Origin of the sequence: Sphaerochaeta pleomorpha str. Grapes (genome assembly GCF_000236685.1) — a bacterium.
GTDB classification, from domain to species: Bacteria; Spirochaetota; Spirochaetia; order Sphaerochaetales; family Sphaerochaetaceae; genus Sphaerochaeta; species Sphaerochaeta pleomorpha.
Genome location: NC_016633.1, coordinates 2,950,795 through 2,971,224 on the forward strand (window position 1 = coordinate 2,950,795; position 20,430 = coordinate 2,971,224).

The following is a 20,430-nucleotide window of genomic DNA, read 5'->3' on the forward strand; positions in this document are numbered from 1 at the left end:
AGAACGGCGGGTGCCCTGCTTATTTTGCCTCTGCAATTCATTTTGTAGCTGGAGGTAAGGTGATTTCTCTTCCTGCACATCCCAAAGCTTGTTTTCTCTCTGACTCTTTGGTATTCTTTGGCAATGAATACTCCGGTCTAAACAGAAGTAGAATTCCAAATAAGGCTTACCCGTATGGATAGGCCCATCTTCTGTGTGGAGTTTTCACATGCATATAGTATCAAAACGCGCTTTGGTTCTGATGAACTTCAGTGCTTTCTTTTCGGGCATGGTTTTCTATGCCCCGGTTGCAACCTTATATCGGCAGGCAAGGGGCTTGGACCTTGCCCAGATTGCCCTCATCGAAGCGATTTGCCTTTCGCTGACCATGGCCCTTGAAATTCCCTGGGGGTATATTGCCGACAGGATTGGGCACCGATTAACCTTGGTCCTCTCGTTTTTTTTGCTCTTTGTTTCAAAGATAGTCTTTTTCAATGCATACTCTTTTCCCGTATTTGTCTTTGAACGCATTCTGCTTGCCCTTGCAAACAGTGCTGCAAGCGGGGTCGACACCGCGTATCTGGCACGGTTTGACAGCAGGCAGGAAACCTACGGAATCTACCACTCTTTCCAGTTTGCAGGTCTCGTTATGGTTGCGTGCATATTCCCCTTTTTCAAGGATGTCTTTGCAAGCAGTGCTTTCTGGACCATTGTCACCAATGCTCTTGCGTTCGTATGCATCATGTTGCTACCTAGGGAACGCCCACAAGAGAACGGGTTGCCGCAAAAAGAGGCCGTTCCGCTTTTGGCGATATTGATAAAGGTGCTCAAAGATTGGCATTTCCTTATCTTTGTCGGGAGTGTTTCCCTGCTGTTCTCGGTTAACCAGATAGTAACAGTCTTTCTCGTCCAGGTCAGGTATAAACAGGTAGGGTTGGGTGATTCATTCTTTGGCTATCCGTTCCTTGCCTTGGTAATTGTTTCGTTTCTGGCTTCGCTGGTTTCGGCCAAAATTACCAAGTTCCTGGGTAGAGGCAATGCGCTATCCTTCTTTTTTGCCCTGGCAGTTCTTGGGCTTTTTATGCTTACTCTTAAGAGTGGCTTCCTTCTTGTCCTCTTGGGTGCATTGTTACTTCGTTTTGGCGCCTCAGGTGTCGTTCCGCTGGTACTGTCTATCGAGGCAAGGCAAGCAGAGGGAAAACAGAGTGCGACCATCTTGAGTATCTATGCCTTGGTTTCAGAACTGATCGAACTGGTTCTGACTGTTATCCTGGGCATTTTGGCAGATAAGAACCTGCAGCTTTCCCTGCTGGTTGCAGGAGGTTTTGTTTTTCTTGGTCTGGTCGCGTTGCATCCAAAAAGAAGGTTTCCTTTTATAGCTTAATGGTTGTCGTAAAGATAATCCGTGCCCTGCCACTGACCTTGACTAGGTTTGGCTCAGTGGGGGAACTGAATACCTGTACCTGCATATAGCCTTTCCTGCCCAGCGCTTCCCCTTGTTTGACCATAAAGGAGGTACCTTCTGTACGTTTTTCCAAACGTCCATAGTGGGTAAGGTAGGCACCGAGTGGTCCGTTGGCATTTCCTGTCACAGGGTCTTCCTGGATGCCTATTGCCGGTGCAAACATTCTTCCGCTCGTCAAAATGCCCTCTTCTCCTGAGTCGAAGGTAAAGGTATAGAATCCATTGCAATGGATATCCTTGCTGAGTTGCGAAAGGATATCGCTTTTCGGAAAGAGGGCATCGAGCACTTTTCTTTGGAGAAGGGGGACCATCACCTTGGAATGGCCTGTAGAGATAATCTGTATCGGAAGTGATGCGTCGAGATCTTGCTCACTGATATCCAGACCCGATAGCAATAATTGCCTCTGTTTTCCTGCAAGGACCTTGCCAAAGGTTATAGCTGCCTGGGTCATGACAATCCTAAGGTCATCACCTTCTTTGATGATTTCAACATCAAGGATTCCTACCTTTGTTTTCTGCTTTATGATTCCGCTGGTGATTTCATGGACCTTTGCATATACATAATGCGTGGCAATGGTAGCATGTCCACAGATAGGGACTTCTTGAGTTGGTGTGAAAAAGCGAACTTCCAGGTCATAGCCTGCTCCACCTTTGTCAAAAATGAACGCTGTCTCGGAATTATGTAGCTCATTTGCAATCTGAACCATCTGCCGTTCACTCAACCCCTCGGCATGCAATACAACCCCTGCTGGATTTCCTTCAAACATGTTTGTCGTGAAGGCATCGACTTGAAATACTTCAAGAAGCATCTTTTACCCCCTAGCGCAATGGTATAGCACAATTTACAAAGAAAATAAATTCTTGTTGAAAATTGAGATACCAAGGGAGGGGAGCTAGCCTTCATTTAATCAAAGTCCGAATAATCGAGGATTCCCAACCAAAAGCCTTGTGCAAGCGTTTGTAGGCCATGAACGTATAAAGATTGGATATTTTATGTGATATTTCTCTGTGCATATGCAACGGAAGCAATCCCTTTCTCTATAGATGTTCCCTTTCAGATTTTCTTTTACCGTGTATATACTGGAACAAAGGAGATTTTCCTATGGGATACTATGATGATGTAAGCAATGTCGAACGGTATCTCCAGATGGCCGAAGGCTATGATGGAAGGAATTTGGTTGAAAGGCTGGAAGCGTATCTTCCCCTTGGCAGCTCTGTATTGGAACTGGGCATGGGGCCAGGTAAAGACCTCGACCTTCTCAGGGAGAAATTTACGGTTACCGGCTCCGATACTTCCAAGGTGTTTATTGAACGGTACTTGAAAAAACATCCTACCTCAGATGTCCTGCTCCTCGATGCCCTTACCTTGAAGACCGACAGGCAATTCGATGCCATCTATTCGAACAAGGTCATGCATCATCTTCGCCTCGAGCAGATGAAAGTATCTTTCCAAAGACAACAGCAAGTATTGCACCCAAATGGAATTGCCCTGCATTCTTTCTGGTATGGTCATCGCATAGAGGATCTCGACGGATTACTGTTCTATCAGGTGACGGAAACCGAATTGGAAGCAATGGTAGCCAACAAATTTGAAATTTTGGAGATGAAACGGTACACAGAGATTGAAGAGAATGATTCGCTCTACGGTATTTTCAGGTGCCTGAAATAAAAACCTCCCCGTTTTCCATGGTTGGAAGGGGAGGTCTCTCACAAATCAATGAAGGGTCCTATTCGTCGTCGTCATCGTCATAATCGGCATCAAATCCCTTGTTGAGGGGAACAGCCAGCTGCCCGCAAGCACCATTGATCTCCCTGCCCCTGGAATATCGGCGGGTGAATTTGATATTCATCCTGTCAAGATAATGGGCAAAGGAATCAATCTCCTGTTCACTCGGCGTCTCATAGGGAAGCCCTTCTGCAGGATTCCAGGGAATAAGATTGACCACAACGTCCATCTCACGGACATACGTGGCTAGTTTCTTAGCCGCAGACTCATCCGTATTGACGTTGTGCAGGAGACAATATTCGAGGGTAAAGCGCTTACCGCCAGTCCTCTGGTACCTAAGCAGGGCTTTTTTCAATTCCGGCAGGTCCCAGGTTTCATTGATAGGCATTACCCTGCTTCTCGTCCGATTATCTGCACTGACAAGGGAGACCGCAAGTTTAACCGGAAGTTTCTGCTCGGAAAGCTTCAAGATACCCGGTACTACCCCACAGGTGCTGATCGTAATTCTCCTGAGGCTGATGTTGAAACCATTTTCCTCATGGAAATACCGTATCGAGCGGGTAACCGGTGCAATATTTGCCAAAGGCTCTCCCATTCCCATATATACGATATGGGTGATAGGTTCGTCGCTAACCCTGGTCAAATGAATATATTGCTCGATGATTTCCTCAGCAGTAAGGTTTCTTTTCAAACCCATGGTACCGGTACGGCAAAAAGTGCAACCCATGGCACAGCCAACCTGACTGGAAAGGCAGGCAGTGTGCCGGCCTTTGCTGTCAATGAGCAGAACACATTCAATAATGCTTCCGTCAAAAAGCTTAATGCCGAGTTTGCTGGCACCACTCTCGTCAGTCTCTGTGGTTTCCACCGTAGAGGAACTGAAAGAAGGCATCATTTCAGAAAGGCGTTGCCGTTCAAGTTTCGGCAAGTCGGTCATCTGGTCAAAGGAGCTCGCTCCCCTGATCAACCATTTGTAAATTTGCCTGCCGTAGAACGGTTTGGCAAGGCCCAATATCCCACTCAGCATCTCAGGAGAAAATCCATAGAGCGAGAGGGGAAGTTTCTTTTCGTTTTCCATATGCAGAGTATACCTATTTCAGCATTGAAAGGATAGCGATAGCTACCCCTGTAATGCCTTCTCCCCCGAGCAAACCACTTGCAACCAAACCCGCTGTCCCGGAAATCGTATCTTCCTTATATTTTTTGGAGAACCCTTTTTTCACAATTGCAGCAACCAAGGCTCCCAATCCCATGATTGAGGAAATATAGACAGGCAGGTACACTCCCAGCCCAAGGGTAGCCGCGGGAACCTTACAGAGAAACAGGGTCAACCCAACGATGCAACCGATGACAAAGGCCGGGACGTTTCCCAATCCTCCCACCATTGCAGAGACTGCGGCAGCCTGGGGAGCAGGAAGCTCTGCAGTCCCGAAACCTCCGAAAGCCCGTTTCATGATGAGCAGCACGAATACGGAAAGGATGGCGCCGATAACCCCCCCGATTCCTTCCCCTGCCAATTGTTGTTTGGGGTCGGTCCCAAGCATATGTCCGCTTTTAAGGTCGTTCATTACATCGCCAGTCAGGCCACAGGCAACAGCTGTTACTGCTGCTATGCTAAAAGAAGCGATAAGTGAGGGGTTTGTGAAAAACTGCACGACCAAGAGTGTCAGGATTCCGAATATTTCCATCGGATTGATTCCTGTCTGTCCGGTAAGCATACCGGAAAGATAGGTTGTCAGGTAAATTCCCACGATGAGGATCAGGGCCTGGGGTAAGGAAATTTCCGTACCGATGCCCAAAAGGACAGCTGCGAAAAGCATTACCAGGAAAATCAGGAGTTTGGTGCGGAGCGGAAAGGGTTTTCTTTCTCCGTTTCCTTTTTTCCCCTTTGCCTTGGAGAATACGGCTTTGACGAATACGCCCAGTCCTGTTCCGATCATCAGTCCTATTCCCAGGTTCGAGCGAAAGACATCGGCTTCAGCCATGGAGTGGAATAAACCTGTCGCAAGAGCGATAGGGGTAAGCACGAAGAACCCGAAGATCGAACCTCCAAACCAGACAAGGGCCAGAATGGGCCCGATAATTGCCCCGATTCCCATTGCCATAGGGGATATCCAGATGGAGAAAGAGGGAATCATGGCATTTCCCTTGAAAAGGGTAAGCAAGGCAGGGATTTTCCCGAACCCATCGCGCAGTACCGTAAAGACAGCCGAACCGCCCATGGAAGCAAACAAGGTCTTTGCCCCATTGCCTCCCTTCATTCCAGCCAAAAGGGTATTATAGGAAGCAAGCCCCATCGGATACGGGAGTTTTTCCTCTTCGATGAATTGCCTGCGAAACAACGCAGAGAATAACGTTCCGAGGATTGCCCCTACTACTGTCAGGACAATAAGGCTAAGGGTCGAAAACGAGGCATCTGGATTCAGCATCCAGAGGCCGGGGAGCGTGAAAGCCAGACCACCGGCTACCATAGCCCCGGAACTCATGATCGTATGGGTCACGTTTATTTCCTGCAAGGTGGAGCCTTTGGCTTTTTTCAAGGCAGCCATGCTGACGACTGTCACGAAAACGGTTGGCCATGGCAATGCCCCCATCCGAAGTGCCACATACATGGAACTTGCGGTAATTACGAGCAGCCCAAGCAGTCCTACAAGCATCCCACGGGCGGTAAGTTGTCTATTCATTTGCTACGTTCCTGTTATTACTATAATTTTTGAAATATAAAATAGGACCTAAAAATAAGACTTATTGGAAGATATGTCCAGAAGAGAAACTAGCTTTGGCTATAATGGTATGCTATATTTTATCTAACGTAAAGGTAGGGAGCAAATTCCTACAAGGGAGCATAAGATATGAAGAAAGTGTTTTTCGTATTGGTTTTAGTTGCACTCATCCTTGTTCCGGCTACTTCTGCAACGTTGGAAACCTCCAGTGCAGCAAACAGCAAATATGCTGTAGGCTTGAATCTGGGTACAAACACCGGTATTGGGTTTCAATACAGAATGAGCAACAAGTTTGATGTGATCGGAAACCTTGGGCTCAGGAATTTTGGAGTTTCAAAGCTTGCCCTTGACGCCGCAGCAAATTTCAAGGTGTATGAATTCAGCATTAAGGACTTTGATTTTGATGTTACCCTCGGGGGAGGTTTGTTTCTGGGAATCCCTATCCAGAGTGGCTACAAACTTGACTTAGCCGTTCTCGTTCCAGTCGGTCTGGTATACAGCATCGATAAGGATATCGTGCCAATCGATGTGTATTTCAGACTTGCCCCGGGTGTTATGCTTATCAAGGACGGAACTACCGGTTTCGACTTTGGGATCAGCAGTTATCTCGGTGCTCTCTGGAGATTTGACTGATACTATTTGGGAAGTGGATAAAAGTAACGGATATCGGAGGGTTCCCGATATCCGTTTTTCGTTGTTTGCAGGACTATTCTTCGGAGGGTTCTTCTTCCTCTTCTGTAAACATCCTGAATCCTTCCAGAGGGCCTTGGAATCTTTTTTGGATCCTCGCCCCCACTTCAATGCCATTGTCGGTGTAATCGAGGGTCTCTACCTGGCCGGTCCTTCTGATATGGGCAATTAGGTCGTACCGGTTGTCAGGGATACGGTAATGGGTGGTAGGACATAGTTCATGGATCGTTTCCCCAATTTGCTTGAGAAGCTCCTCTATTCCCTGGTTGTTCTTGACCGAGGTCTCAACGGTAGGGCTATAGAGTGATTTCATCCTCGAAACAGCAAACTGGTCATAGATGGCATCCATCTTGTTTATCATCACGATGGCGGGTTTATCGGTACAGCCGAGTTCTTCGAGTACCTTCACTGTCGTTTTGTAACAATTGATCATATCAGGATGCGAGGCATCGCAGACGATAATCAAAAAATCAGCATATTTTGCCTCTTCCAGGGTGCTCTTGAAAGAGTCTACAAGGTTGTGTGGCAAGTCGCTTACAAAACCTACAGTGTCAGAGAGGAGAATCTCTTCGCCACCAGGCAACTTAACCATTCTGGTTGTCGGGTCAAGGGTAGCGAACAGTTTGTTCTCTACCAGTACCCCGGCATTTGAAAGCGCATTGAGCAGGGAGGATTTCCCGCTGTTCGTGTAGCCTACAATTGCACCCATGGGTACGTTTCCATTCATTCTCTGGTTTCTTTGGATGGTTCGTTGTTGCTGGACTTTTTTCAATTGGGTTTTCAGCAGTACGATTTTATCCTTGATCTGCCTATGGTCGAGTTCAAGCTGCGTTTCGCCTTCGCCCTTCGAGCCCTTGACACCACCACGCTGCTGCGAAAGGTTGGCCCAACGCCTGGAAAGGCGGGGGAGGGAATACTCGAGGCGGGCAAGTTCTACCTGCAGTACGGATTCTTTTGTAGCGGCCCTGTCTGCAAAAATCTGGAGGATTACCTCATCACGGTCGATGACGCAACAGTCAAATTCTTTTTCCAGGTTTCTTTGGACCCTTGGGTTGAGCGAATGATCGAAGATGATGAGATCAGGGCTTTGCTGATCAATCAAAGCCTTAATCTCCTGCACTTTTCCGCTACCGATCAAGGTGGCGCTATTGGCTTCCCTCAACGGGATATAGGTTGTAGAGATAACCGAAGGACCCATGGTCTCGACCAGCGACGAGAGTTCCTCGCCCCTGACTTGCGCATGGGCCTTTTCTTCATTGTTTTCCATGATAACCATGAGAAGGGCTTTCTGCTTGTCTTCCCCTATATCATGAATACGTTTACCTTTGGAAGAATTTTCTTCCTTCTGCTCAAAATGATCTGTTTCCATTGCAGTTGACTATAGGGCTGGTTAACGGAGAAGTCAATATGTGATACACTGCACCAACTGGCTCCACTGAGCCTAGATGAGGTAAATATGGGTTTGAATTGTGGTATCGTTGGTCTTCCCAACGTCGGTAAATCGACAATATTCTCTGCTTTGACATCTGCCCCCGCCGAGGTAGCGAATTATCCTTTCTGTACGATTGATCCAAATGTAGGGATGGTCAGTGTTCCTGATCCCCGTCTCGATAAAATTGTCTCCTTGATCCCCCCTGCCAAGGTAGTCCCTGCTACTTTCGAATTCGTTGATATTGCAGGATTGGTCGCAGGTGCTTCCAAGGGTGAAGGGCTGGGAAACCGGTTCCTTGCCTCGATTCGTGAAGTTGGAGTGATCGCGCATGTCGTCAGGTGTTTCGACAATAGTGATGTTGTCCATGTAAACAACAAAATTGACCCTGCCAGTGATATTGAGACTATTAACATAGAGCTTGCCCTTGCTGACCTGGATACGGTTACCAACCGTTATAACAAGCAGGCAAAACTTAACAGACTCAGCAAAGAAGCCCAGAAAGAAAACGAAAGGGTGCTTCCTGTCCTGGAAAAGGTCAAGAAATGCCTTGAGGATGGCAAACCTGCAAGAAGCCTGCATCTTGATGAGGATGGGCTTTCGGTAGTCTATGATTTGCACCTGATTACCCTCAAACCGGTTATCTATGTCTGCAATGTGGATGAGGAAGGGATTGTTGAGGAAAATGAGTACGTGAAGATCGTACGGGCCATTGCCGAGGAAGAAGGTTCTGAGGTAGTGGTTATCTGCGGAAAGATTGAAGCTGAAATCGCCGCTCTCGAGACAGAGGAAGACAAGAAAGAGTTCCTTGAAGCCGTGGGGTTGCAGGAATCCGGACTGAACCAGCTTATTCGACATGCCTACCATATACTGGGAATGAGGACCTTCTTCACCGCAGGTTCAGACGAGGACCGTGCCTGGACGTTTAGGGCCGGATATAAAGCTCCCCAGGCTGCCGGGGTAATCCACACCGATTTTGAGAAAGGCTTTATCAAGGCTGAGGTGTACAACTGCGAGGATCTGTTCCTTTATAAGACAGAACAGAAAGTCAAGGAAGCAGGCAAACTCAGAATTGAAGGAAAAGAGTACTTGGTCAAGGATGGGGATATCATGCACTTCAGGTTCAATCTGTAAGACGTGGGATTGAACAGGTACAATTCCAGTAACATTAGTATTGAATATATTGTATAATTACAGGCATCAGGTTCGTATGGACCCGATGCCTGTTTGCAAATAGCAAGGCCTCTCTGGATTTTCTCTTTCGCTCCTGTTAGGGACTATTCGGTTCTATTTCCAACTGACCGAGAAGCTGATAGGTTTTGCGAGAAGCAGGAAATCGATAAGGGGGAAGCTGAACTCAAAGACCTGGTCACTGATTTTTTTCCCGTTGCTGAACGTGGTGATTATCCCAGGCGTATTGATTCGCAACGTAATTACTGACTTACTGATGGCCCCGGGGCCTTCCTCGCCAAGCATGAAGCTAATCATTTCCAAATAGTCGGCCTCACTCAGACCCTGATTATACGTCGGTCCGAAGGCTTCGAAATTTTCATCCGAGAGAAAGGGAATGACGGGAACCAGCTGGTCATAGTTGTCCATCGAAAGGTTGAAATGGAGGGTTTTTCCCTGTTGTACCAGGATGGTCTGGTTGCTCCCAGCTCCAAGATCTGAAAACAGTTGCTCGATATTGGTGAAATCGAAAGTACCTTTATAGGCATTGTCATTGAGTTTCTGCATCGATACGTTGCTTGTCGAGATACCGCTTTCCAAGGCTTTCTGGAAGTCGGCTATCGCTCCATCCATTATGGTTTCGTTGCTATCGGATGGCATGAAATCATTGAAATCCTGTAATACGGCTATGAAGAAATCTTCAACGCTGAAATCAAAAGCCGAGGAATAGGAATTGTCCTTGAGAATATGTAGATCCTCGGTAACAACACAGGAAGAAAGAGAAAGCATTGCCATGACAGCCAAGGCTACCATGGTGATTCGTAGTGTTTTGTGTCTCACGTATTTTTTACCCTTTGCAATCTAATGTATTTGATTTGCTTTTCTCGGGCAAGCAAATAGCCCCATATTGACTAAACTTTTTGTTCCTCGAAACTTATTGAACCATCTTCTTCATAGAAAATCCCATAGGTCTGTCGTTTCTGCCTTGGGTGGTTTTTTACAAACTTCCCGATTGGCTGGGTGTCGAGTAAGGCCAGTTCATCCAGTTCATAGGAAACGGTAATCACCGGATTATTCCCTGTTTCCTGGAGAAAGGAAATCCCCTGATGGAGTTCCATGAAAGAGAGAAGGGCCGGAAGGTAGCTATTTCTGTTGAGTTTATTCAACAGCGCTTTCACGAATTGTTCCTGCAGTTCGTAGATATCCATTTTTTGGATATCCTGGTTCTGTTTTCTGACGAGAAAGTCGCAATAGGTATTGAATAACAGCAAAATTTCGCTTGATTTCAAATCTGTGGCCTCACACAGTGAGTGTATCCACATGCAGGCCTGTCCCTTGGTATAGAAGAGATCGCAGGCATCTTTAAGCTGCAAGGCCTTTTCCAAGTCTTTTTTTGTATAGGTTTTGCTTTCTTCGATGATGTAGGGGCTCTCATTTGTATAGATGAGCCCAAGTGAACTGGCTTGCTCTGCCAGTTTCGTCCCAGGAAGCAGGGAAAGGGCGAAGATATCAATATTGCTCGGTTTCAAGCCGATAGCAAAGTTCAGGCTTTCTGTGAAGGTTTCATACGTATCCAAGGGAAGTCCGATGATGAGGTCAAGGCCGAACACAATCCCCCTCTGGTTTAAAAGATCGATTTTCTCGACGAAAAGACCTGGTTCGAAGCGTCTGTTTATTGCCTGCAGAATGGTTTTGTCCGAACTCTGCAACCCTATCTGCAACGAGCAGTTGAGTTGGGCAAAGAGATCTGCAAGCTCTTCATCTAGCAATTCTGCCCTTAGTTCAAAGGTAAAATGTATGGAAGGGGCTTTTTCGACGAGCAAGGAAAGCATTTTGACCGTACGTTTCTTGTCCATGTTGAACGTGGGATCGAGGATGAAGACATCTTCGATTTGATGCGCAAGGATATAGTCAAGTTCCTTTTCTATTCTGTCATAGGCATAGGAACGAACCGAACGCAATCCCTTGGATTCAAAACAGAAAGCACAGCTAAACGGGCAGCCCCTGGTCATCTCCCAGAGGATCGAGGCACTGGTATCTACCAGGGCATCGGCATTGCCCGAGAGGAAAACTGAAGGGAGGCTGTCCAAATCAGAGGGGTAGGCAAAGGTAACCGGTAACCCTTTGGTAAGGATTCCCTGTCCCCGGGCCTTTTCTCCCCGTAAGAGTTGCCCGATTGCCAGGGCGGTGGTTTCTTCTCCTTCACCCAAGGTCAGAAAGCAAAAGGTATCAAGGTCGAAGCTTTGCGGGTTTGCCGTTACCTCGGTACCCCCTGCAAAGATCACGGCAGAGGGGTGTTCTTTTTTGAGAACGGTAACGAAGGTATCGAACCATGCACGATTCCAGAGATAAACCGAGCACCCGATGAAATCGCTCTTGCGGCTTGCAGCCATCAAAGCCGCTTGTTTCGGGTCGTCTGTCAGAGTATATGGATAGAGCAAACAGGCCTGTTCGTCCAAGGCCAGCTTTTTCTGGAGTGAGGTCTGTATGCACAGTGCACCGAGGGGGAAACTGAGGTTGCCTTCTTCGAGGCAACAGGAAACGATATCGATTTGCATTATTGGATAGTACCCATAAGCGTGTGGGCTTGCAAGTGCATTGCCCCGATGGTACCTTATCAGCAGGTGGAACCATGAGAAAAATCGAGTTGGTGGCAGTTTTCCTGTTGCTCCCTCTTTTTACCCTTTTTGCCCTGGAGGGGGCGGTAATTAAAAATTTTCCCAACCAAGTGGAAATTTCTTGGGGGGCGGAAAAGAATGCTTCCTTTTATGATATATACCTTGATGGAGAAGGGCTCGGGAGGCTTCCCTCGACAGTCCTTTCTACCTCTGTGGGCTCGAACGAAAAACCGCTTTGCTCACGTACCGACTACAAGGTGATTGTTGCTGCAAGGGACAGGCAAAACAGCACGCTCTCGTATGCTTTGATACCCTTTGCTACCACGGGATGGGAAGGGTCCTACCACTGGCATAATACAACCGGTTCTGATAACAATGGAAAATGCAGGGATCTTGAACTTGTGGTGTACGACACTGATTCCGGCCTAAGCATATATGGTGATTTCAGTGGCAATGGTTTGGTCTTACTCTTTCCGCTGTTTCCCTTTATGGATGAATATCCAACTGTGGATTATATGAGCGGGGATCCCGAGGCGATTGCGTATCGCCTGAACGCCTCGGTGTTCAATACGACTTCCTTTACGCCGAAATCCTGGAAACTGTTGAAAATGGAATCAGGGGTTTCTTCGGTTACGACTGTTGTTGAAACCAGAGTTGCAAGTATGCACTTCACTACCGAAACAACCTTCAACTTCCAGGTGTCTGCAGACGGGAAAAAGCAGGTAGTGCTGCATAATTCAGGCAAGGGAATCGCCTCTTGGGGGCTGTTTCGTTGCCCTGACAAAGAAGCCGGGGGCGATTTTGTTTTTACCTGTTATGAACCAATACCGTGACGCTGGGTCAAAAATAATACGTTGACAAAACCATTCAGCGGCATTATATAGTGTTAACTTAAGGTTAAGTGGCATTTAGGAGCGCACTGCATGGATGATACTAAGGTTCTCATCATCGTTGAATCACCGACCAAGGCGAAAACGATAACAAAATTTCTCCCCAAGACCTGCAAGGTCGTTGCAAGCAAGGGACATATCAGGGATCTCCCCGAAGACAGGATGGCTATTGATGTGGCCAATGGCTTCGCTTGCGATTACAAGACAGTCGAGGGTAAAGAATCCTTGATAAGGGAACTGAAGAGCAGCCTCAAAGGTGTCGATAAACTGTTGCTTGCAACTGATGAGGACCGTGAGGGTGAGAGCATTTCCTGGCATTTGCTTGAAGTACTCAAGCCAAAGATTCCCTATCAGCGGATGGTGTTCCATGAAATCACCAAGGGGGCAATCCAGAAAGCGCTTGAAAGTGGACGCGATCTGGATCTCAACCTTGTCCAGGCCCAGGAAGGAAGGCGAATTGTAGACCGTCTCTATGGATATACGCTTTCTCCCACTCTCTGGAAAAAACTTGCCAATAAAAGATTGTCGGCAGGCAGGGTGCAGTCAGTAGGTTTGCGTCTTACCGTTGAACGCGAACGACAGAGAATTGCCTTCACCAAAAGCTCCTATTTTGATGCAAAGGTCGATTTGCTTTCATCCGATGGGCAACAGTTTGAGGCGAAGCTTTTCTCCTATCAGGAAAAGTCCATAGCCCAGAGTAAGGACTTTGACTCAGTGTCGGGTATCTATAAGGGAAAGGCTTCTGTGCTTCTCCTTGACAAGAATCAGTTGCATGCAATTGTCCAAGACCTTAACGGGGCTCCGTATGAAATTGTCGATATCCAGAGAAAGCCCTTTTTGACGCGTCCGAATATTCCTTTTACCACGAGTACCCTGCAACAGGATGCTATCAAAAAATTGCATTTCAGCGCTTCCGATACCATGCGTATAGCCCAGAAACTGTATGAGAATGGGTTTATCACCTACATGCGTACCGACAGCCCTGCCTTGAGCAGCGAAGGGACCCAAGCTGCCCGTTTGCTGGTCAAGCAACTGTATGGCCCCGATTTCCTTTCTCCTACCGAGCGGCATTTTGCGGCAAAGACGGCAGGGGCGCAGGAAGCCCACGAAGCCATCCGTCCTTCCGGAGAGCGATTCAGGGTTCCTGGCGAGACTGGTCTGAGCGGACGGGAGCTTGCCTTGTATGAATTGATCTGGAAACGTACCCTGGCTTCCCAGATGGCCGATGCCAAGAAAGCAACTACCAGTGTTTCAATACAAGCAAACGATGCACTGTTCACCGCTACGGGTACGCAGATTGTATTCCCTGGATTTTTGCGAGCCTATGTCGAGGGAAGTGATGACCCTGATGCTGCCCTTGAAGACAAAGAATCCTTGCTCCCTCCGCTTTCCGTAGGTGAAATTTGCCCCTTGGTCAAGCTTTCTGAGGTTGAGCACCAGACAAAACCGCCTGCAAGATATACTGAGGCTTCCCTTGTACAGGAACTGGAGAAACGAGGTATCGGTAGACCCTCTACCTATGCTACAATTATCAAGACTTTGCTGGATAGGAAATATGTAGTCAAGGATGGCCCTGCGTTGGCCCCAACCTTTATCGGGTTTGGAGTCTGCCAGTATCTGGAAGACTATTTTGCCCAGTTTGTGGATTATGACTTTACTTCCACGATGGAAAGTGGTCTCGACCAGATTGCCTCGGGACAACTGGACAAGGAATCTTTTTTGGAAAAGTTCTATCTGGGAGCAGAGGGACTGGAAAACCAGAATACATTGCAGCTCGCGCAGGATAACAAGGTTACATCGAAAACCATCCGGTTGAGCCAGATTAGTGAGGAAAATCCTATCATGATAGGTCCTTACGGGCCGTATGTACTCGGGAGCGAGGTTGAAGGAAAGGCTCAGTACCTGTCACTTCCCCTTGATTGGACACCTGGCAACATTACCGATGAGGATGTGAAGGCCTTGATTGCACGGGGAAAAGTAAAGGCTGAACCTGAAATCCTGGGAACAGGGAAGGTTGCAGGACTTCCGGTACAATTGCTCAATGGCCGTTTTGGACCTTACTGGCAGGAAGGGGAAGGCAAAGATGCAAAAAGGGCAAGCATCCCCAAATGGGTGATGGATGCCGAAAAGCAGCATGAACTGGAGATTGCCAACCGTTACCTAAGCCTCCCGAGGCTTCTGGGTAAAGACAAGGATGGGAACGATATTGTTGCAGCCAAAGGTAAATTTGGACCATTTATCAGTTGCAACGGGGAATTCAGGAATTTACGAAAGACCGACCATGATGCGCAGCTGTTTTCCATAACCCTTGAAGAGGCTCTTGCATTGCTTGCAGAAGAGAAACCCAAAGCAGGGGCAAAAGGGAAAGGAAAGGGGAGTTCCTCTTCCGCTGTGGTCCGGCAGATTGGAGAATTTGAAAAAGAACCGGTAGCTTTGGCAATCGGACGTTACGGCTATTACCTAAAGGTGGGAAAAGACAATATTGCCCTTCCCCCGAAGTACAAGCATGATGATGAGCTTGCAAAGGCTATCAGCTTGGAAGATGCCGCAGAGATAATCCGCACCAAGCGTGCGAAGGATAGTGAAGAGTAAGATATGGCTAGACTTTTGAGAAAGAGAACTCCTATTCCGAAAGTTGAGATGATTGCATCGGACGATGTTACCGGTGTGCTTTCAGCTGAATTCGGGATGTCCAAGGAGAAGACCCTCAGCATTCTCAGGAGCGTTGGAATTAGTCTCGATGGAAAGAACCCTGCAAGCGAAATGAACCTTTATCGGGAAGTTATCGCCTGCAAGATGGGGGATAACCATCGATTTAAGAGTAGTGACGAAGCCTATGAGGCTACGTTGGACGAACAACTGCGCTCATTCGATGAGATTTATGTTGATACGGCGCCTATTATCCAGGAGGATTGGTTCCTGCATTTTGTTTCCGATGCAGAGCCGATTCTCAAGAGGCGTAAAAAGAAAATGATAATCCTCGAGAAAACCCTTGAGGAATTGCATGGTTTGAAGGACAACCAAGAGAAGGACAAAGAGGTGAGGATCCGCTCTACGATCCGTCCTGATATGATTCGTTCCCTGGCTCGCAAAGGGCTTGTCCGCATAGGTGATACCGGGAGCGTAGGCATAGCAGATGACCATTTGGTCAATCTGTTTGCCGTGCAGGGAAAAACGAAGAACTTGATGCTGGTTACCCAGGATAGGGGTTTGAGTGAAAGGATCGTACATCTTTCCCATGAAATGGCTAATGAATCGAGTTCCCTTGCAAAGGTTTCCTTCCTGAAACGTTTATTTGGAAAGAAGGAAGACCTCGCACCAAAGACCCATCAGATGATTGCCTGCAAGTTGACCGAGAATGGCATACTGAAACGGTGCTATATCTGTCCTGAATGCAATGAGAGCTATTATGATGATCTCCTCGACTGCGATGGTATTGTGCTTTGTGGTCGTTGTTACCTAGACCTGAAGGAGAAAGACGCCAAGCTGGAGGCCGAGCAGCAAATGCAAAGGGAGCTTGAAGTGAAACAGGAAGAGGAACGCCAGAGGAAGGTACAGAAAGAACAAGAGGCTCTGCTGAGAGAAAAGCAGCAGGTCACGGTTGAACAGACTATCAATAGGAAGAAACGGAAATATCTGATTATTGGAATTATGGTCGTTGTCATCGTGCTCTTACTTGTACTGCAAATGATTTGATCTGAAACGAAGGACTACTGGAAACGGAAAAGGCCCACACTAACGTGGGTCTTTTTTCCTCTTTGGACTAATTGGATAAAATCCTAACTATACGGATTTTATCAATGCAAAGATTAAAATGGCAGCCAATACAGATCTCACTACCGACCAGAACCCTCATTGCTGGTAATGCTTTTCGATTGTATGCTCCAAAGTTGCAAGAACCTTTTGTTGGTGTTCAAAAGATGATATTCCGATTCCAGCCAGACCTGTCGTGGTAATTCCTATGAGCGTCTTCAAGCTGTTGCTATTGTGTTTTTCCAGCAAAGGACGATATTCGCAAAGGCTAAGAGTCTTGAAGTACTCAGAAACTTCTGAGGTTTCAGACGAAGCATGTTTATATACCATGGGGTACCTTCTTTTTTGGCTGGGTGTAGAAAACTGTTTGTAATTACTATACATGTGTCTAAAAAAAGCTGTCGAGTAACTTGTTTTTTAACAGGTGGTTTTCTCAATGTGATTTGGTAATTTCTTGCATATGAAAGAAATTAGTTGACAGAAATATATTTTTGTATAAAAAATGAATATATGAAAGAATCATTCACAAGTTCACAAAAATACAAGCAACGCGAAGCTTCTGTCTTGGAGACTGCCTTGGAGGTTTTCGCCGAATATGGGTTCAGGAAAACCTGTATGGAAGATATATCTAGCAGAATGGGGCTTGCAGTGGGTACATTATATAGATACGCCCAAGATAAAAAAGATTTATACGGCAAGGCAGTGGCCTATGGCTTTTCGCATTGGCAGAGAGCTGCCATAGCAGCGGCTGAGACTTCCTCAGACCCCATTGAGAGATTTCGTCTGTTTTGTAGCAAGGCTTTTTCCTATCTGAAAGAAGAGCCGCGTCTGAGGAAAATCCTTGCAGGGGATCCTGCATTGTTCCCTCTCATAGATGCCAAAGATCCCTTTGAATCCATTAACAGTCGTTCTGTGGCTATCCTGCAAGGTCTGATACAGGAAGGTATTGATGCTAAAGTCTTTTCGGTTCCCGATGCACGCATAGCCGCTCGTATCCTGTTTTCCATTTACCAGCTTTCCATAGAGAAAGCGTACGTCGAAGAGTCGGGGGATGAGCAGTTGCTTTTTGAGCAGAGCCTTGACTTGGTGCTTAACGGGTTGATTACCCGTTCTTGAAATAGCAAGTCGATTCTCAAGGAGGTTTGAAGAATGGAGGAAAAACTGGCATATCTTAGCCAGCAATGGCGAGATCAGGGTTTTGAGCTTTTGAAAAGTCAACTGGATCCGGGAAAAATGAATGGGGTAACCACATCGATGGCCGATATTTATGAGGATTGCCCGGATGGAGGGGAGGAATATCTCTTTTTGGCCTGCGAACAAGGTAAAGTAACCAGGTTCGAAACAGGCAAGGGACCTAGCCCCCAGGCAGAGTTTTCCATCAGGGGAGCTTATGATACCTTTGCTTCGATTACCAGGGGAGAGCTGAGTTCTACCCGGGCGTTGATGACAGGGAAACTGAAGCTCCGGGGGAATATGGCCAAGGCTGTTCGGCTTGCTCCGCTTGCTGACCGGGTAAACAAGGTACTTGCCGGAATTCCGACAATCTATTAGGAGTAAACCATGCCTAGGATTATTGACAGCACGAGTCCATATTGGATTGACAACCGCTCGCGGGTAGCTGATATCCAGAGAATGATGGAGAAAGAGGGCCTTGACGTGTATTTGGGGACCCGTCTGCGGACACTCAGTTTTGTATTGGATGCGTTTTGCCCCTGGAGAAGCTTCCTGGTAATTCCGGCGAAAGGCGACCCTGTACTCTTTACCTTCCTGGTCGATGCCGCGAGAGTTGCCGATGAGACTTGGTTGCCTATAGATAATGTGAGGGCCTACGCTCCCATGGGAGGCCAAGACCAGATTTCGGTTGTTTCTCAAATGATTACCGATGAATTGGGGCTCTCAAAGGGACGCCTTGGGGTTGAGGATGGCATTTCAACCTATACGCCTGAGGGAAATCTCACTCATTACGAATGGAAAGCCTTGCAAGCTGCCTTAAATGGCTGGGAATTTGTAAATGCCCATCACATCGTAGACGAAATCTCCTTTATCAAGGATGCTGGGACAATTGCCCGGTTCCGGGAAGCTTCCCGGATTGTCGATGAAGGACAAAAGGCTGCCAGGGAAGCTCTCGAACATGGTGGCTGGAAGGGAATGACCGAGACCGAGATTGCTGGTATTGCCGCATTGGCTATGCGGAGGGCTGGCTCCGTATCCGAGTGGAATTTTGCCGGTCTTAACGAAATTTCCTCAGGGTATAGGACTGGTCTCGGGGCTTGTACGCCCCCCACCAATCGGGTTTTTCAGGCTGGGGAACCCTTGATGCTTGATTTTCATTCAATGTTCATGCTGGCTTTGGGCGACCATTCCCACAATTACCTTATCGGACCTTCCAGCCCTTCGCTGAGAAAGCATGCTGATAATTTCGTTGACTTGGTCGAGACTGTCCTTGCAAATTATAAACAAGGGGCAACCCCATCATCTCTTTCTTCGATCATGATGGACCGTGCAGAAGTCTTGGGCTGTGCCGATTATCTGCTACCAGGGTGTGAGCATGGGATTGGGTTGTTTGGGGACGAATGGAGGATAGGCCATGCGAACGCTGGCCCCTTCCCCTACTGGACTGACCCAGATCACGAATACAAGGCTGGTGAATTGCTTATCTGTGCCATGCAGTATGCTGCGCCTGACCAAGGGGTGGGGTTCCGTTACGAAAATCCCATTCTGATCGGGACAAAAGGCTGTGAAACTTTATCGAAATTCCCTTTGGCAATCGAGGAAATAGTCTAAGCACTCCATGCAAAGGACATGAGAGGATACCGGCTGTCAGGGAAAGAGAAAAGGACCTTCGCAAGGTCCTTTTCGTCATATGCTGATTGCTTGTAGGGTTTGTTGGTCAGGTTCTTTCTTCCCCAAAACCTGATCTTGCATACTGCTTCCAGAAAGATTCATATCCAATTGGCTGTGCTGTAGGCCCTGATAAAACCGGTTGCATGCAATCGTTGAGGTTGCTTTCTCTCAAAGAAAGCGTATCTTTGATCTTTTCCATCCAGGCTTTTCCTTTCTGGCTGTTTACCAGTGTAACCGAAACACCGTTCGATTCGAAGAAATCAGGCATGCTATGTTCAATTCCCCAATAGTCGCCAATGGAAAGGTCTCCCTTCCGGTCTAGGTTTGAGAAATGACAATCAAAACAGGAAGGCCTGTTTATCAGTCTTTGCAGGAACAATTGCATATACGCATTCTCATTGTTTTTTTCTACGCTTGCGGTATGCTCGGTTTCCAGGCGCAGGGAGAAATCTGCCCATCCATATGTCTTGTCCCTGAAAAAGGCCTCCTTGACCGGTTCCCCTTTTTCCCTTTCCACCTGCTTGAGGTAGTCTTTCCAGACTTTTGGGCTGGGAACCCCGAAACAGAATACATCACAACATACCAAAAGCGAGGTATCGGTATTGGTTTGTGCGAGGAAGGACAGAAGACCTGCTACCTGGCACGGGGTGCCTGTAAACAGTACGGGTCTTTTTTCGTTCAAGTCTTTCTTCACCTGGTCTAAAACACCTACTAGGTTGCTCTGGACATATTTCGATCCGACACAGCGGTCACGTTCGGTAAACGTGGTGCATCTGCAATGGCTGACTTCCATCAAGGGGTTGAAGGCAGCTCCATAGACAACGCCGCCTTCTTTGAGCATGGCATCGGAGAGGGGTATGAACATGCCTCCCGAGGAGCTTTTACGAAGGATTTCCTTGTCTTTTGCTTTTGCTGCGTACACAGAGAGTACTTTGTTTTCCTGGGAGATCGGTTTTAGAAGTGGGCAGGTTCTCTCGCACAAACCGCATTCTATACACAAATCATAGTCAACCGAAGGATATAAAAAGCCTTTGGCGTCCTCCTGCATTGCGATACAGCTGACAGGGCAAACTGCCTGGCAGGCAGTACATCCGGTACAATTCTTTTCTTCTGTAATTTGTATGGCCATATAAAAAGTATAGAA

18 protein-coding genes are annotated in these 20,430 nt (G+C 47.3%); 10 read left to right on the forward strand and 8 right to left on the reverse strand.

What is annotated here, in order from left to right:
• Positions 1 to 208: 208 nt before the first annotated feature.
• The gene (locus SPIGRAPES_RS13420) at positions 209 to 1,363 is read left to right on the forward strand and encodes an MFS transporter (RefSeq protein ID WP_014271291.1); all 1,155 of its coding nucleotides are present in this window, start codon (positions 209 to 211) and stop codon (positions 1,361 to 1,363) included.
• Here the strand turns inward: SPIGRAPES_RS13420 and SPIGRAPES_RS13425 are convergent.
• The gene (locus tag SPIGRAPES_RS13425; RefSeq protein WP_014271292.1) at positions 1,353 to 2,252 is read right to left on the reverse strand and encodes a PhzF family isomerase; all 900 of its coding nucleotides are present in this window, start codon (positions 2,250 to 2,252) and stop codon (positions 1,353 to 1,355) included. The two genes, SPIGRAPES_RS13420 and SPIGRAPES_RS13425, sit on opposite strands and share 11 nt — an antisense overlap.
• Positions 2,253 to 2,545: 293 nt before the next feature.
• Here SPIGRAPES_RS13425 and SPIGRAPES_RS13430 point away from each other — a divergent pair, with 293 nt between their 5' ends.
• On the forward strand, positions 2,546 to 3,112 hold the full coding sequence (locus SPIGRAPES_RS13430) for a class I SAM-dependent methyltransferase (RefSeq protein WP_014271293.1): 567 nt from the start codon (positions 2,546 to 2,548) through the stop codon (positions 3,110 to 3,112).
• A 58-nt stretch (positions 3,113 to 3,170) separates the two neighbouring features.
• Here SPIGRAPES_RS13430 and rlmN read toward each other — a convergent pair whose 3' ends face one another.
• Both rlmN and SPIGRAPES_RS13440 read right to left on the reverse strand, forming a co-directional pair.
• Positions 3,171 to 4,247 carry a dual-specificity RNA methyltransferase RlmN gene (gene rlmN, locus SPIGRAPES_RS13435; protein WP_014271294.1) on the reverse strand — a complete coding sequence of 359 codons (1,077 nt, stop codon included), beginning with the start codon at positions 4,245 to 4,247 and terminating at the stop codon, positions 3,171 to 3,173.
• A gap of 13 nt (positions 4,248 to 4,260) precedes the next feature.
• Positions 4,261 to 5,853 (reverse strand): OPT/YSL family transporter, encoded by a 1,593-nt coding sequence (locus tag SPIGRAPES_RS13440; RefSeq protein ID WP_014271295.1) that lies wholly within the window; start codon positions 5,851 to 5,853, stop codon positions 4,261 to 4,263.
• A gap of 168 nt (positions 5,854 to 6,021) precedes the next feature.
• Here SPIGRAPES_RS13440 and SPIGRAPES_RS13445 point away from each other — a divergent pair, with 168 nt between their 5' ends.
• Positions 6,022 to 6,525: a hypothetical protein gene (locus SPIGRAPES_RS13445; RefSeq protein WP_014271296.1), complete on the forward strand. Its 504-nt coding sequence runs from the start codon at positions 6,022 to 6,024 to the stop codon at positions 6,523 to 6,525.
• A 73-nt stretch (positions 6,526 to 6,598) separates the two neighbouring features.
• Here the strand turns inward: SPIGRAPES_RS13445 and hflX are convergent, their stop codons facing one another.
• Positions 6,599 to 7,951, reverse strand: coding sequence for a GTPase HflX (gene hflX / locus SPIGRAPES_RS13450; RefSeq protein ID WP_014271297.1), 1,353 nt, complete (start codon positions 7,949 to 7,951; stop codon positions 6,599 to 6,601).
• A gap of 87 nt (positions 7,952 to 8,038) precedes the next feature.
• Between hflX and ychF the strand changes: the two genes are divergently transcribed.
• Positions 8,039 to 9,145, forward strand: a complete 1,107-nt coding sequence (ychF, locus tag SPIGRAPES_RS13455) for a redox-regulated ATPase YchF (RefSeq protein WP_014271298.1) — start codon at positions 8,039 to 8,041, stop codon at positions 9,143 to 9,145.
• Positions 9,146 to 9,298: 153 nt separating this feature from the next.
• Here the strand turns inward: ychF and SPIGRAPES_RS13460 are convergent, their stop codons facing one another.
• Positions 9,299 to 10,021, reverse strand: coding sequence for a hypothetical protein (locus SPIGRAPES_RS13460; protein ID WP_245535438.1), 723 nt, complete (start codon positions 10,019 to 10,021; stop codon positions 9,299 to 9,301).
• Between the two features lie 71 nt (positions 10,022 to 10,092).
• Positions 10,093 to 11,739: a B12-binding domain-containing radical SAM protein gene (locus SPIGRAPES_RS13465; protein ID WP_014271300.1), complete on the reverse strand. Its 1,647-nt coding sequence runs from the start codon at positions 11,737 to 11,739 to the stop codon at positions 10,093 to 10,095.
• Positions 11,740 to 11,813: 74 nt separating this feature from the next.
• Here SPIGRAPES_RS13465 and SPIGRAPES_RS13470 point away from each other — a divergent pair, with 74 nt between their 5' ends.
• The 3 genes from SPIGRAPES_RS13470 (at position 11,814) to SPIGRAPES_RS13480 (ending at position 16,385) form a co-directional block, all read left to right on the forward strand.
• Positions 11,814 to 12,632, forward strand: coding sequence for a hypothetical protein (locus SPIGRAPES_RS13470; RefSeq protein ID WP_014271301.1), 819 nt, complete (start codon positions 11,814 to 11,816; stop codon positions 12,630 to 12,632).
• A 90-nt stretch (positions 12,633 to 12,722) separates the two neighbouring features.
• On the forward strand, positions 12,723 to 15,281 hold the full coding sequence (gene topA, locus SPIGRAPES_RS13475) for a type I DNA topoisomerase (protein WP_014271302.1): 2,559 nt from the start codon (positions 12,723 to 12,725) through the stop codon (positions 15,279 to 15,281).
• A gap of 3 nt (positions 15,282 to 15,284) precedes the next feature.
• Positions 15,285 to 16,385 (forward strand): PIN domain-containing protein, encoded by a 1,101-nt coding sequence (locus SPIGRAPES_RS13480; RefSeq protein WP_014271303.1) that lies wholly within the window; start codon positions 15,285 to 15,287, stop codon positions 16,383 to 16,385.
• Between the two features lie 156 nt (positions 16,386 to 16,541).
• On the opposite strand, the gene SPIGRAPES_RS13485 is transcribed toward SPIGRAPES_RS13480, so the two are convergent.
• Positions 16,542 to 16,772, reverse strand: a complete 231-nt coding sequence (locus SPIGRAPES_RS13485; protein WP_014271304.1) for an SAM domain-containing protein — start codon at positions 16,770 to 16,772, stop codon at positions 16,542 to 16,544.
• 180 nt (positions 16,773 to 16,952) lie between these two features.
• Here SPIGRAPES_RS13485 and SPIGRAPES_RS13490 point away from each other — a divergent pair, with 180 nt between their 5' ends.
• Genes SPIGRAPES_RS13490 through SPIGRAPES_RS13500 form a run of 3 tightly spaced genes read left to right on the forward strand, consistent with a single transcriptional unit; the run spans position 16,953 to position 19,226 of the window.
• Complete coding sequence (locus SPIGRAPES_RS13490) at positions 16,953 to 17,558, forward strand: TetR/AcrR family transcriptional regulator (protein ID WP_014271305.1); 606 nt, start codon at positions 16,953 to 16,955, stop codon at positions 17,556 to 17,558.
• Between the two features lie 33 nt (positions 17,559 to 17,591).
• Positions 17,592 to 17,993, forward strand: a complete 402-nt coding sequence (locus tag SPIGRAPES_RS13495; RefSeq protein ID WP_014271306.1) for an SCP2 sterol-binding domain-containing protein — start codon at positions 17,592 to 17,594, stop codon at positions 17,991 to 17,993.
• A gap of 9 nt (positions 17,994 to 18,002) precedes the next feature.
• Positions 18,003 to 19,226 carry a M24 family metallopeptidase gene (locus tag SPIGRAPES_RS13500; RefSeq protein ID WP_014271307.1) on the forward strand — a complete coding sequence of 408 codons (1,224 nt, stop codon included), beginning with the start codon at positions 18,003 to 18,005 and terminating at the stop codon, positions 19,224 to 19,226.
• Positions 19,227 to 19,332: 106 nt separating this feature from the next.
• Here SPIGRAPES_RS13500 and SPIGRAPES_RS13505 read toward each other — a convergent pair whose 3' ends face one another.
• Complete coding sequence (locus tag SPIGRAPES_RS13505; protein ID WP_041385382.1) at positions 19,333 to 20,415, reverse strand: Coenzyme F420 hydrogenase/dehydrogenase, beta subunit C-terminal domain; 1,083 nt, start codon at positions 20,413 to 20,415, stop codon at positions 19,333 to 19,335.
• Positions 20,416 to 20,430: the final 15 nt, after the last annotated feature.